The sequence below is a fragment of the Variovorax ginsengisoli genome (assembly GCF_030486595.1).
Lineage (GTDB): Bacteria > Pseudomonadota > Gammaproteobacteria > Burkholderiales > Burkholderiaceae_C > Variovorax > Variovorax ginsengisoli_B.
On record NZ_JAUJZH010000010.1, the window covers coordinates 179612 to 192785 of the forward strand.

At 69.8% G+C, this 13174-nt stretch carries 9 protein-coding genes; 2 read left to right on the forward strand and 7 right to left on the reverse strand.

All coding sequences use genetic code 11. The features are described 5' to 3' along the window. Positions 1–4: 4 nt before the first annotated feature. The 7 genes from QZH52_RS16135 to QZH52_RS16165 all read right to left on the reverse strand — a co-directional run bounded on the left by QZH52_RS16135 (position 5) and on the right by QZH52_RS16165 (position 9951). On the reverse strand, positions 5–889 hold the full coding sequence (locus tag QZH52_RS16135) for a copper chaperone PCu(A)C domain-containing protein (protein WP_301810813.1): 885 nt from the start codon (positions 887–889) through the stop codon (positions 5–7). 73 nt (positions 890–962) lie between these two features. Further along, a complete protein-coding gene (locus QZH52_RS16140) occupies positions 963–3287 on the reverse strand; it encodes a TonB-dependent receptor (RefSeq protein WP_301810814.1) in 2325 nt (774 codons plus the stop codon). 97 nt (positions 3288–3384) lie between these two features. Then, positions 3385–3741: a DUF2946 family protein gene (locus QZH52_RS16145; RefSeq protein ID WP_301810816.1), complete on the reverse strand. Its 357-nt coding sequence runs from the start codon at positions 3739–3741 to the stop codon at positions 3385–3387. A 57-nt stretch (positions 3742–3798) separates the two neighbouring features. Continuing rightward, positions 3799–4152, reverse strand: a complete 354-nt coding sequence (locus QZH52_RS16150) for a hypothetical protein (RefSeq protein WP_301810818.1) — start codon at positions 4150–4152, stop codon at positions 3799–3801. 30 nt (positions 4153–4182) lie between these two features. Continuing rightward, positions 4183–7290 (reverse strand): efflux RND transporter permease subunit, encoded by a 3108-nt coding sequence (locus tag QZH52_RS16155; protein WP_301810821.1) that lies wholly within the window; start codon positions 7288–7290, stop codon positions 4183–4185. A gap of 13 nt (positions 7291–7303) precedes the next feature. Next, the gene (locus QZH52_RS16160; protein ID WP_301810822.1) at positions 7304–8464 is read right to left on the reverse strand and encodes an efflux RND transporter periplasmic adaptor subunit; all 1161 of its coding nucleotides are present in this window, start codon (positions 8462–8464) and stop codon (positions 7304–7306) included. Continuing rightward, a complete protein-coding gene (locus QZH52_RS16165) occupies positions 8461–9951 on the reverse strand; it encodes an efflux transporter outer membrane subunit (RefSeq protein WP_301810824.1) in 1491 nt (496 codons plus the stop codon). Before QZH52_RS16165 ends, QZH52_RS16160 begins: the two co-directional genes overlap by 4 nt. A gap of 225 nt (positions 9952–10176) precedes the next feature. Between QZH52_RS16165 and QZH52_RS16170 the strand changes: the two genes are divergently transcribed. Next, a complete protein-coding gene (locus QZH52_RS16170) occupies positions 10177–11709 on the forward strand; it encodes a sigma-54 interaction domain-containing protein (protein WP_301810826.1) in 1533 nt (510 codons plus the stop codon). A 150-nt stretch (positions 11710–11859) separates the two neighbouring features. Further along, entirely contained in the window at positions 11860–13050 is a 1191-nt protein-coding gene (locus QZH52_RS16175; protein ID WP_301810829.1) for a substrate-binding domain-containing protein, read from the forward strand. Positions 13051–13174 lie beyond the last annotated feature (124 nt).

Genomic DNA, 13174 nt, shown 5'->3' on the forward strand with positions numbered 1-13174 from the left:
GCAGTCAGTTGTGCATGTGGCCGTGCGATTCTGTCGCAGCGCCGGCCGGTGCACCGACCGGGACGTCGACCTGGAGCGAACTCTTGACACCCTTGGCGTCCTCGAAGCGCAGGGTGAGCGGGATGCTGCCGCCCTTGGCGATCGGCTGCTTCAGGTCCATCAGCATCACGTGCAGGCCGCTGGCCTTGAGCTCCACGGTCTGCCGCGGCGGCAGTTCGAGGCCGCCGGTGACTTCGCGCATCTTCATGGTGTCGCCTTCCATCTTCATCTCGTGCACTTCGGCCACCCCCGCCGCGGGCGTCGAGGCGCCGACCAGCCGGGCCCCCGAGGGCGCCATGAGCTTCATGAAGGCGCCGGTGCCGCTCTGGCCGGGCACCGCCTGGCGGACCCAGGCGTCACGCACGTCGACCGCGGCCACGCCGGCCGGCAGCACGTCGAGGCGGGCCGCCGGCAGGGCCAGCTTCTCGGTCGATCCGGCGGCCGGCACCTGGGCCCAGTCGGCGCTGCCGACGTCGCAGCTCTGCAGGACCTTGAAGTAGAGCGGGCCGGGCTTGTCGGTGAGCTTGCCGCGGACGATGAATTCGGCCCGCTCGGCGCCCGGCAATGCGGTCTGCGCCGAGTCGGCCTTCCAGGACACCTCGCCCGGCGTGGCGGCCAGGGTCCAGCCCTGGCGCGGCTGGGCCTGGATCAGCGTGAAGCCCTGGGGCAGCTGGACCCGCACGCCGGTGGTGGCCTTGGCGTCGGTGCAGGCATGGCCGACGCGGAAGGCAGCGTCGTATTCGCTGCCGGCCGCGGCGCCGCCGGCGGGCAGGGTGACGTGGGCCATGGCGGCGCTGCTGCAGAGTGCGGCGCAGGCGGCGAGGGTGCGGAGGGGGGTGGTGTGGGTCATTGGGTGGCTCCTTTAGTCAGTTGAGGACAGAGCAAAAACTGCTTCGCAGTTTCTTGGTCTGCCCCGCAAGGTCTCAGTAATCCCAGCGCAACTCGGCAGAATACGTGCGCTGCGGGTAGGGGTGGAAGTTCCAGTACTGGTAGTTGTTGGCATTGTCGACACCGAAGGCGGCCGACCATTGCCTGTCGATCTGAAAGCGTGCCCGCAGATCGACCGTGAAGTACTTGCTGGCGCCGAAGTAGGCGAAGCCGTTGACGTCGCTGTTGTCGAGGGTCGAGTACTGCTTGCCGCTGTAGCGCGCGGCCGCGGTGAAGGCCCAGCGGGCGTCGGGCCTGTAGGTCGCGTAGACGGTGGAGCGCCATTGCGGAACCCGCGGCTGCCACTTGCCGACGCTGGCCGGGAACAACGGGTTCGAGACGATCTTCGAGTCGGCATAGGTGAGGCTGGCGCCCATGTCGAGGCCGCGCATCCAGACGTTTTGCCCGGTGTAGGACAGCTCGAAGCCGGTGGTGCGTACCTTGGCGATGTTCTCCACCCGCGAGATGCTCGTGTTCGGGATCAGCTGGCTGTAGAGCGCGTCGTCGGTGGTCTCGTGGAACAGCGTGGCGCGGGCCAGGCCGTTGCCGAGGTCCTTCTCGGCGCTCAGCTCGCTGGTCCACGATTTCTCGGGCTTGAGGAAGGGGTTGTTGATGAAAGACAGCGCGCCGCCGGTGGTGGCGCCATACAGCTCGCCCACGGTCGGGTAGCGCACCGCCCGGCCGAGCGAGGCCTTGAGCACCGTGTCGTCGGCCCACTGGTAGGCCAGCGCCGCTTTCGGCGAGGCGTCCGATTCGCTGCGCGACGGGTAGGGCAGGACGCTGGTCGCGGTGGCGGTGAAGCCGTTGCTGGCTTGCCAGTCTTCCCATCGCAAGCCCAGCACGGCCTTCCACTTCGGCGCGAAGGACCAGCTGTCCTGCGCCCATCCGGCAATGGTCTCGGTGTTGCCGCCGACGTTGCTGACCAGCGTGCCGGAAGGGCCGTAGAGCCAGTTGCCGATCACATTGGTCTTGAGGATGCCGAGCTTGTAGGCATCGCGCTCGACGCCGAAGTCAACGATGTGGGCACCGCCCACCCCCTGCGGCCGCCAGGTGCCCTTGGCCGTCAGCGTGTTCCAGCCCGTGGAGCCACCCTGGTCCTGCAGGGTGCCGGCGCCGCCGATGGCCGCCAGCGGCAGCGCCACCGTGGGCGCGCGCTGCTGATCCTTCGAATAGTCGTAGAGGCTGGCGGCCACCTCCCAGTCCCACTCGCCCTGGGTGTTGCTCTTGACCGAGAGGCCGTGCATGTAGTGGGTCTGTTCGTCGTTGGTGAGCGGAAACGCCGTCGGCCCGAGCGTGAAGCTGCGTCCGAGGATGTTGACCAGCCCGGTGTAGACCGGCTGGCCCTGGGCATTGCTCAGGTAGCTCTCCGGCCGGCCTTCGGAGCTGTTCTGCCACCAGCCCAGCGTGTAGGTGGCGGTCACGGTGGGCGAGAAATCGTAGGCCAGCTTGAGCTTGGCGTGGTCCTGGAGCGTGTGGTACTGGGTGCCGGTGCCCAGGATGTACCACGGCGTGTTGGTGGTGTTGAGGCCCGGCACGAAGCCCACCACCGGGGTGCCGGCGCGCCCGGGCGTGCCCGAGGCCACGGTCGCGGTCGTGAAGGTCAGCGGCTGGCCCTGGCTGTCGCCCCGGCTCAGGTCGATGAACCACGACCAATCGCCGCTGCGGCTGCCGAGCGAGGCGCTGGTCTGCCAGCTGTTGAAGGTCTGGCGCGTGTTGTAGAGGTCGTTGGGCTGCGACTGGTAGCCCATCTTGACGTGGGCCTCGAGCTGCGAGGGCATGCGGGTCACGTAGTCGACCACCGCGCCGGCCGAGTTGCCGGGGTAGGCGGCCGAGAAGGGGCCGTACATCACGTCGACCCGCTCGATCTCCTCGGGCGTGACGAGGCCCCAGCGCGGCGCGTAGTTGCTGCCGTTGGCGATGCCGTTGCCGAGGTAGTTCGACAGCAGGATGCCGTCGGCATAGACCGCCGAGCGGGCGCTGTTGCCGGTGCCCGAGGCGCGGGTCGACAGGATGGCGTGGTTGTAGTCGCCGATGTAGCGCTTGCGCACCAGCAGGCTGGGCAGGTACTTGAGCGCGTCCTCGCTGTCGGTGGCGTTGATGCGGGTCTCGATCTCCTCGCGGGTGATGCCCTCGATGGTGGTCGGGATCTGGGTCGGCAGCGAGGTCGGCTGGCCGCCGGTCACGGTGACGACGCCGAGTGAGCGCGTGCGCTCGGGGGCCTCGTCGGCGGCACGCGATGCCGGCCGCTCCTGGGCCGACGCCGGCAGGGTCGACCAGGGAAAAGCCGCGCTCAACGCGAGCGACAGCAGGGTCTTGTTCATGGAAGGATCTCCTCGGCAGCCGTCGGCTGCCTGCGCATTGCGGAAACGCACAGCGCGGCGCCTTCCATGCGCCGTGTGCGTCAGGGCTGGAGCAAGCTCAGGAGAGAGGAGGTCCGCGCGCCGGCAGCGGGGCGGCGGTGGCCGCGGCGATGCGCGCGGCCGGGATCGACTGGACCGCATGGCCCAGGGGCTGCACCGTCGGCAATTGCGCCAGCGGCAAGGCCGGCGGCGGTGCACCGGCCGGCAGGCACAGCGGGCAGTCGAGGTGGCCGGCGGCGGGCGCCTGCGCGCCGTCGTCGGTCATGACCACCAGCATGGTGGCGCCGGCGGCCGAGCAGACGATTTCCATCGGCTTCGGCTGGACCAGCGGAGAGGCCACCGCGACACCGAGCGACAGCGCGAACCACGCCAGCACGAAGCTGGCGAGGAGGCGGGCGCGGCGGAGTGCGGACATGGGCGCGATTATGCGGCTTGGCGTGCGGCGGGCGGACCGGCGTCGTGCGGGCGGGGCTCAGCGAGCGGGGGCGTCGGCCGGCACCACGGTGGTGGAGCGGCGCGAGCGGACCGTTTCGGTCGCGCCCGGCACCGGCTGGCCGGCCGGCGTGACCACCGTGGCGCGCCGGTCGGGTGTGCGCGTCGTGACGTTGGCCGGCGGTCCGCCGCGCGCGCGGTCCAGTGCCGCGCCGGCGTCGCGCACGCAGGCTTCGCGCTCGGGTGCCGGCAGCTTGCCGCTGTTGCAGACGGCCAGCTGGCGTTGGTGGCGCTCCTGGGCATGCTGCAGATCGGTCGCGGTCTGCGCGTGGGCGCAGAAGGCGCTGGCCAGCAGGACGCCGCACAGTGCGGCACGGGAAACGGGTCGAGTCATGGTGTGGCTCCGTCGAGTGACGGGGCTAGTCTATCCGGCGCCGTGGGCCGCGTCCGGGCCTGCTTCGGCCGCCGGCGGCTGGCCGCGCAGGCGTCGCGCGGTGCGCTTGATCCAGCCCTCGACGTCGTCGACGTAGGTGAACACCGCCGGCACCACCAGCAGGCTCAGCACGGTGGAAGTGATCAGCCCGCCGATCACGGCCATCGCCATCGGCGAGCGGAAGCTGGAATCGGCGGCGCCGAGACCGATCGCGATCGGCAGCATGCCCGCGCCCATCGCCAGCGTGGTCATGATGATCGGCCGGGCCCGCTTGTGACAGGCGTCGCGCAGGGCGTCCCAGCGGCTCATGCCGTGGTCGCGGCGCGCCACGATCGCGTACTCGACCAGCAGGATCGAGTTCTTGGTCGCAATGCCCATCAGCATGATGAGACCGATCAGCGAAGGCATCGACAGCGCCTTCTGGCCGATCAGCAGGCCGACGAAGGCGCCGCCGAGCGCCAGCGGCAGCGCGCAAAGGATCGTGATCGGGTGCAGGAAGTCCTTGAACAGCAGCACCAGCACGATGTAGATGCACAGCACGCCGGTCAGCATGGCCAGGCCGAAGCTCGCGAACAGCTCGGTCATGACCTCGGCGTCGCCGACCTCGGCCACCCGCACGCCGGGCGGCAGGCTGCGGATCGAGGGCAGCTTCATCGCCGCGTCCTTGGCGTCGCCGAGGCCGACGCCCGACAGCTCGATCTCGAAATTGACGTTGCGCGAGCGGTCGTAGCGATCGATCACGGCCGGGCCGCCTTCCATCGTGAGCGCCGCCACCTGGCCCAGCATGACCGGGCCGCGCGTGCCGGGCACCGCGAGCCGTTCGAGCAGCGCCAGGTTCTGCCGCGCCGAATTCTCCAGCTTGACCACGATCGGCACCTGCCGCTGCGCCAGGTTGAGCTTGGGCAGGTTCTGGTCGTAGTCGCCGAGCGTGGCGACCCGCAGCGTCTCGGCGATCGCCGAACTCGTGACGCCGAGGTCGGCGGCGCGCGCGAAGTCGGGCCTGACCGCGATCTCGGGCCGGATCAGGCTGGCGGTCGAGGTGATGTTGCCGAGGCCGGGAATGGTGCGCAGGTCGCGTTCCACCGCGCGCGCGGCGGTGGTCAGCGCGTTCGGGTCGTCGCCGCTCAGCGCCAGGATGTATTTCTCGCCCGAGCCGCCGAGGCCCACGGTGCTGCGCACGCCGGGCAGGGTCTCGAGCGCGGCCCGAATGCGGTTCTCGATCACCTGCTTGCGTGGCCGGTCGCCGCGCGGGTCGAGCTGGATCGTGAGTGTCGCCTTGCGGGTCTCGGGGGTGCCGAAGTTGGCGAAGGGGTCGCCGCCGGCGCTGCCGCCGCCGACCGTGGTGTAGACGCTGCGCACATGGTCGATCGCCATCAGGCGCCGGCGCGTTTCCTCGGCGGTGGCCGTGGTCTGGGCCAAGGTGGCGCCGGGCGCGAGCGACAGGTAGACCTGGGTCTGCGAGTTGTCGTCGGGCGGGATGAAGCCGGTCTTGAGCAGCGGGATCATCGCCACCGAGCCGAAGAAGAAGAGGGTGGCCAGCACCATCGTCGTGAAGCGATGTTTCAGGCACCACTCGGCCATCCGCATGTAGATCCTGAGCCAGCGCGGCTCTTTCTCGGCGTGGACGATCGGCTTCAGGATGTAGGCCGCCATCATCGGCGTCAGCACCCGGGCCACCACCAGGGATGCGAACACCGCGAGCGAGGCGGTCCAGCCGAACTGCTTGAAGAACTTGCCGGCCACGCCGCTCATGAAGGCGGTCGGAAGGAACACCGCGATCAGGGTGAAGGTGGTGGCGATCACGGCCAGGCCGATCTCGTCGGCGGCTTCCATCGCGGCCTGGTAGGGCGACTTGCCCATCCGCAGGTGACGCACGATGTTCTCGACCTCCACGATCGCATCGTCGACCAGGATCCCGACCACCAGCGACAGCGCCAGCAGCGACACCACGTTGATCGAGAAGCCCAGCAGGTACATGCCCACGAAGGCCGGGATCACCGACATCGGGAGTGCCACCGCGGAAATGAAGGTCGCGCGCCAGTCGCGCAGGAACAGCCAGACCACGATTACGGCCAGGATCGCGCCCTCGTAGAGCAGGTGCAGCGAGCCTTCGTATTCCTCCTCGACCGGGGCGACGAAATTGAAGGCCTCGGTGAGCTGGATGTCGGGGTGCTGCAGGCGCATCTCGGCCAGCGCCTTCTGGATCGCGGCGCCGACCTCGACCTCGCTGGCGCCGCGGCTGCGCGCCACCTCGAAGCCGACCACCGGCCGGCCGTCGAGCAGCGCCGCGGCGCGCGGCTCGGCGATGGTGTCGCTGATGCGGGCCAACTCGTCGAGCCGGATGCGGCGGCCGTCGGTCAGCGCGATCTGCATGTCGGCCAGTTGGTCGGCCGACTGCACCGTGGCCAGCGTGCGCACCGGCTGCTCGCTGCCGCCGACGTCGGTGCGGCCACCCGCGCTCTCTGTCTGTACCAGCCGCAGCTGGCGCGAGATGTCGGCCGCGGTGGCGCCCAGCGCCTGCAGCTTGGCCGGATCGAGGTCGACATGCACCTGGCGGGTGACGCCGCCGACCCGGTTCACCGCGCCGACGCCGGGCAGCGCCAGCAGCTTCTTGGTGACGTCGTTGTCGACGAACCAGGACAGCGCCTCGTCGTCCATCTTCGATGACGCGATCGTGAAGGCCAGCACCGGCTGGGCCGCGAAGTCGAGCTTGGTGACCACCGGGTCGCGGACGTCGGCCGGGAGGTCGGCGCGCACCCGCTGCACCGCCGAGCGCACGTCGTCGACCGCTTCCTGGACCGGCTTCTCGAGCCGGAACTCGACGATCAGCGTGGCCGCGCCGTCCTGCACCTTGGTCGTGATGTGCTTCAGGCCCTGGATGGTGGCGATCGAGTTCTCGAGCTTGCGCGCGACATCGTTCTCGAGCTGCGAGGGCGCGGCGCCCGGCAGCGCGGCCGACACCGTGACGGTCGGCAGGTCGATGTCCGGGAAGTTCTGGACCTTCATGGCGTTGAAGGACAAGAGACCCGCGAAGGTCAGCAGCACGAACAGCATCACCGCCGGGATCGGGTTGCGGATGGACCAGGCCGAGACGTTCAAGATCGCTGCTCCTTCACTTGGCTGCGGCTTCGGCCGCGGGCTTGGCGGCGGCCGCGGGCGTCTCGACCACGCGCACCAGGTCGCCGTCGTTCAGGAAGCCGGCACCCTGGACCACCACGCGGGCGTCGCCCGGCAGCGCCGTCGTGATCTCGACCCGGTCGCCGACCCGGCGGCCGGTCTCGACCTTGAGCTGGGCGACCCGGTTGTCGGGCTGCAGCAGCAACAGGTAGTTGAAGCCGTCGCGCGGCACCACCGAGGCCTGCGGCACCGTCAGCGCGCTGGTGCGGCCGAGCTGGAAATCGCCGCGCGCGAACATGCCGGCCTTGAGGCCGGTGTTCTGCAGCACGTTCGGGATGTCGACGTAGACCAGCGCATTGCGGGTCTGCGGATCGACCGTCGGCGCGATGCTGCGGACCTTGCCGCTGACGGTGGCGCCGCTGGCGCTGGTGATCACGGCCGGCGTGCCGACCGCGATCCGGCCGAGTTCGGAGGAGGTGACCTCGGCGCGCCATTCGAGCCGGCCCTGCCGCACCATGCGGAACAGCTCGGTGCCGGCACTGACCACGCTGCCGACCGTGGCGGTGCGCGCCGAGATCACGCCGTCGTCGGGCGCCAGCACCTGCGTGTTGCGCCCGCGCACCTGCTGGGCGGCGAGCACCGCCTCGGCGGCTTCGACCCGCGCCTTGGCGGTCTGCTCGGCGGTCTGGTATTGGTTGATCTGCTGCTGGCTCATGGCGCCGGTGGCCTGCAGCGTGCGCGCCCGCGCCGCGGTGCCGGTGGCGTCGGCGGCGGTGGCGCGGGCCTCGGCCAGCGAGGCCTTGGCCTGTGCCACGTCGGCCTGCACCGACTCGGCCGAGAAGGTGGCGAGCACCTGGCCTTTCTTGACCACGTCGCCGACATTGACCCGCACCTCGGCGAGCTTGAGGCCGGTCGATTCGGAGCCGATGCTGGCCTCCTGCCAGGCGGCGACGTTGCCGTTGGCCGCCAGTGTGACGCTGAGTTCGCTGTTCTCGGGCTTGGCGACCGTGACGGTCAGCGACGGCCGGGCTGCGGCCTCGGGCTTTTTCTCGGGCGTGGCGGCAGGCTTGCCGCGCAGCAGCCAGAAGGCGCCGGCGACAAGGACCAGCGCGGCAGCCAGCACGGCGAGGAGGGTGGAACGCTTCATTCTTTTCATGGCGACGGGGCGGAGGCGGAGGCCGTGGAGGCGAGGGCTTCGGGTCGTGTCCAGCCGCCGCCCATGGCGCGGTAGAGCGAGACCCAGGCTTCGGCGCGTTCGCGCTGCAGCGCGACGCGGGCGGTCTGCGAGACGAACAGCGTGCGCCGCGCATCCTCCAGGTCGAACAGGCTGGCCAGTCCGGTGTTGAAGCGGGCCTGGGTGGCGTCGAAGGAGATCTGGTAGTTCTGCACCGCGGTGTCGGCGTCGGCCGCGCGGTCGCTGGTGCTTTGCAGGTTGATCAGCGCCTGCTCGACCTCGCTCACAGCGCGTCGCACGTTGGCGCGGTACAGCGACACGGATTCTTCGTAGCGGCCTTTGGCGGCGTCATAGTTGGCGGCCAGGGTGCCGCCGTCGAAGATCGGTACGGTGAGCGCCAGGGGGCCCAGGGTCCAGGTGTCCAGCGTTTCGCTGAACCTTCCGCCGCGCACCTTCAGCACGCCGATCGAGCCCTGCAGCGTCAGGCTCGGAAAGCGCTGGGCCAGCGCCGCGCCGGCCTCGGCGCTCGCCATGGCGACGTCGAGCTCGGCCGCGTAGACGTCCGGCCGCTGCGCCAGCGCCTGGGCCGGCACGCTGTAGACCGCCTGCACAGCGGGCAGCGTGACGTCGATCGGGGCGGCTGCGAGCTTGGGTGCCAGTACCGTTCCCTCGATGCCGGTCAGCGCCACCAGCGCCTGCTGCTGCACGCTGCACAGCGCGCGCTGCTGCGTCAGCCTCCCCGCGGCTTCGGCCGCGCTGGCGCGCGCCAAGGCGGCATCGGCGGGCGCCGTGAAGCCGGCGCGCGCCGACAGCTCGGTCAGGCGCGCGGTCTCGGCGCGCGATTGCGCATCCGAGGTCGACACCACGAGCTGGCGCCGGCAGGCACGCTCGCCCAGGTAGGCGTTGGCGGTCTCGGCGGCCACCGACACGCGGGCGTCGTGCCAGCGGGCGTCGGCGCCCGCATAGCGCGACTGGCTGGCGTCGCGGCTGGCGCGCAGGCCGCCGAACAGGTCGATCTCCCAGCTCGACTGCAGGGCGGCCTGCTGGGTGGTGATCGGAGGGATGTCGGTGCTGGTTCCGCCCGTGGCGCCGGTCGAGAAGCCGGAAGTCGGCGAATTGCCGCGGCTGGCCGACAGCGAGCCGTTGAGATTGGGCACCAGCGCTGCGCCGGCCGCGACGCGCGCGGCGCGGGCTTCGCCGATGCGCGCCTGGGCGCTGGCCACGGTCGGGCTGGCGGCCTCGGCGGCGACGATCAGCTCGACCAGCAGCGGGTCGTCGAGCTGCCGCCACCACTCGGCCAGCGACGGCATCGAGCCGCCATGCGGCAGGGCCGCGGTGCCGGTCGGCAGCGGCGTCTGCCACTGCGCCGGCGTCGGCGCCGCGACCTGCTCGGGCGGCCGTGGAACGGCGCAGGCGGCGAGCAGCAGGGGAGCGACGAGACAAAGCGCGGGGAGCCGGGAGTTCCTCATGAGATTCCGCAAGAAAGGGGGTGACGTGCGCTGGCGAACGGGGGGTGCGCCAGGGCGTCGGCAGGCGGCCGGTGGACCGTGCGTGCAAGGGGCGCAGCATAGCAAGGCCCCTCGAGCGCCTCTGTAGTCGCGCACCGCGTTTTCAAAGGGCTATCGATGGTAGCGACTCGGCGAGTCGGAATCGTCCGATTCGGATGTCGGAAGGATGCACGCTACGATTCCGCCATGCCACCCGCCGCCGCACCTCCCGCCCTGCCGCTCGATGCCGAAGGCATCCTCGCGCTCGCCGCGCGCTCGATGTTCCATCTGTTTTCCAGCATCAGCCAGGGCATGTTCCTGGTCGACCGGGGCGGGCGCATCGTCTGGGTCAACGAGGGCTACCGGCGCTTCCTGCCGGCGCTGGGTTTCTCGTCGATCGACCAGTTCCTCGGCCATCTGGTCGAGGACGTGATCCCGAACACGCAGATGCGCCGCGTGCTCGACACCGGCGAGCCGATCCTGATCGACCTGCTGACCAACAAGGCCGGCACCTTCGTGGTCAGCCGGATCCCGCTGCGCGAGGAGCGCGAGGGCGATGCCGGCGCCACGCCGGGCGAGGTGATCGGCGCCATCGGCATCGTGCTCTTCGACCATCCCGAGACCACGCTGCAGCCGCTGATCAGCAAGTTCGCGCTGCTGCAGCGTGACCTCGACGATGCCCGGCGCGAGCTCGCGAGCCAGCGCGCCAATCCGCTCTACCAGCAGTCGGCCGACGGCCAGCGGCGCTCCAAGTACACCTTCGCCAGCTTCATCGGCAGCAGCCCGGCCGCGGTCGAGGTCAAGCGCCACGCACGGCGCGCGGCGCAGTCATCGAGCCCGGTGCTGCTGCTCGGCGAGACCGGCACCGGCAAGGAACTGCTGGCCCACGCGATCCATGCCGCCTCGGCGCGGGCCGGCGGGATGTTCGTCAGCGTCAACATCGCAGCCGTGCCCGACACCCTGCTCGAAGCCGAGTTCTTCGGCGTCGCGCCGGGCGCCTACACCGGCGCCGACCGCAAGGCGCGCGAGGGCAAGTTCAAGCTGGCCGACGGCGGCACGCTGTTCCTCGACGAGATCGGCGACATGCCGCTGGGCCTGCAGGCCAAGCTGCTGCGCGCCCTGCAAGAGGGCGAGATCGAGCCGCTGGGCTCGAACAAGCTGGTGCCCTTCGATGCCCGCGTGATCGCCGCCACCTCGCGCGATCTGGCGGCGCTGGTGCGCGAAGGTCGCTTCCGCGAAGACCTGTACTACCGCCTCAACGTGCTGCCGGTGCGCGTGCCGCCGCTGCGCGAAAGGCGCGCCGACATCCCGGCGCTGGTCGAGGCGCTCGGCGAGGACATGGCGCTGCGCAGCGGCGAAGCGCCGCCCGAGCTCACGCCCGACGCGCTGGCGCTGCTGGCCGCGCAGCACTGGCGCGGCAACATCCGCGAACTGCGCAACGTGCTGGAGCAGGTGACCATGCGCAGCGACTCGCAGCGCATCGACGCCGCGCAACTCGAGCGCATCCTGCGTGAGGCCGGGCAGGAAAAGATCGCGGCGCCCGAGCCGCTGCCGAGCGCCGCCGCCGATACGGCCGAAGGCGCGGCGCTGCTGCGGCCGCTGGCACAGCAGGTGGCCGAACTCGAACGCCGCGCGATCGCCGCCGCCATGGCCGCGACCGGCGGCAACAAGCTCGCGACCTCGAGGCTCCTCGGCATCTCGCGCGCGACGCTCTATGAACGTCTGGAAAACCCTGAATAGAAAACATGCAATTGCCTGAAATTCGGACAATACAGTTGTCCTGATTCCGGGCGCTTCAGGCGAAAACCAAGGGAAAGTCCTTTGTTTTCAAGGTGATGGCGGCTGGCACGAACTGTGCAATATTCAGCCATCACCTTCAGGAGACTAAGAATGCAACGTCGCTACCTCGTCGCGCTGGCCACCCTGGCTGCCGCAGGTGCCCTGGCCGCTCCGGCCTGGGCCCAGTCCAACGAGATCAAGATCGCCCACATCTACAGCAAGACCGGTCCGCTGGAAGCCTACGGCAAGCAGACCCAGACCGGCCTGATGATGGGCCTGGACTACGCGACCGGCGGCACCATGACCGTCAACGGCAAGAAGATCGTGGTCATCGAAAAGGACGACCAGGGCAAGCCCGATCTCGGCAAGTCGCTGCTGGCCGCGGCCTATGCCGACGACAAGGCAGCACTGGCAGTCGGCCCGACCTCTTCGGGCGTGGCGCTGGCGATGCTGCCGGTGGCCGAGGAATACAAGAAGATCCTCCTGGTCGAGCCCGCCGTGGCCGACTCGATCACCGGCGACAAGTGGAACAAGTACATCTTCCGCACCGGCCGCAACAGCTCGCAGGACGCGATCTCGAACGCGGTCGCGGTCGACAAGGCCGGCGTCACGGTCGCCACGCTGGCCCAGGACAACGCCTTCGGCCGCGACGGCGTGAAGGCTTTCGGCAGCGCGCTGAAGAAGGCCAAGCTGGTCCATGAGGAATACCTGCCACCGGCCACCACCGACTTCACGGCCGGCGCCCAGCGCCTGATCGACAAGCTCAAGGACCAGCCGGGCCGCAAGATCATCTGGATCGTGTGGGCCGGTGCCGGCAACCCCTTCAAGATCGTCGACCTCGACCTGAAGCGCTACGGCATCGAGATCGCGACCGGCGGCAACATCCTGCCTGCGATGGCCGCCTACAAGGCGCTGCCGGGCATGGAAGGCGCGGCCTACTACTACTTCGGAATTCCGAAGAATCCGGTGAACGAGGCCATGGTCTCGATGCACTACAAGGAATTCAAGACGCCGCCGGACTTCTTCACAGCCGGCGGCTTCTCGGCCGCGATGGCGATCGTGACCGCGCTCAAGAAGACCGGCGGCGACACCGCCACCAACAAGCTGATCACGGCGATGGAAGGCATGAGCTTCGACACGCCCAAGGGCAAGATGACCTTCCGCAAGGAAGACCACCAGGCGATGCAATCGATGTACCACTTCAAGATCAAGGTCGACCCGGCCTTCGCCTGGGGCGTGCCGGAGCTGGTGCACGAAATCAAGCCTGAAGAGATGGACATTCCCATCAAAAACAAGCGCTAAGAAAGCGATCGCGGCCGGCGAAGCCCGGCCCATTCGGGAAATGCCGCGGAACCGGCTTTGCCGGGCCGCAGGCGTTGCCCCCGGTAGGGGGTGGGCGGCTACACGAAGTGAGCCAACCTGGGGG

What these genes read in the sequence shown, in the direction of transcription:
- QZH52_RS16135 (WP_301810813.1), bottom strand. Translation starts at nt 889, where the DNA reads ATGACCCACACCACCCCCCTCCGCACCCTCGCCGCCTGCGCCGCACTC.
- QZH52_RS16140 (WP_301810814.1), bottom strand. Translation starts at nt 3,287, where the DNA reads ATGAACAAGACCCTGCTGTCGCTCGCGTTGAGCGCGGCTTTTCCCTGG.
- QZH52_RS16145 (WP_301810816.1), bottom strand. Translation starts at nt 3,741, where the DNA reads ATGTCCGCACTCCGCCGCGCCCGCCTCCTCGCCAGCTTCGTGCTGGCG.
- QZH52_RS16150 (WP_301810818.1), bottom strand. Translation starts at nt 4,152, where the DNA reads ATGACTCGACCCGTTTCCCGTGCCGCACTGTGCGGCGTCCTGCTGGCC.
- QZH52_RS16160 (WP_301810822.1), bottom strand. Translation starts at nt 8,464, where the DNA reads ATGAAAAGAATGAAGCGTTCCACCCTCCTCGCCGTGCTGGCTGCCGCG.
- QZH52_RS16165 (WP_301810824.1), bottom strand. Translation starts at nt 9,951, where the DNA reads ATGAGGAACTCCCGGCTCCCCGCGCTTTGTCTCGTCGCTCCCCTGCTG.
- QZH52_RS16170 (WP_301810826.1), top strand. Translation starts at nt 10,177, where the DNA reads ATGCCACCCGCCGCCGCACCTCCCGCCCTGCCGCTCGATGCCGAAGGC.
- QZH52_RS16175 (WP_301810829.1), top strand. Translation starts at nt 11,860, where the DNA reads ATGCAACGTCGCTACCTCGTCGCGCTGGCCACCCTGGCTGCCGCAGGT.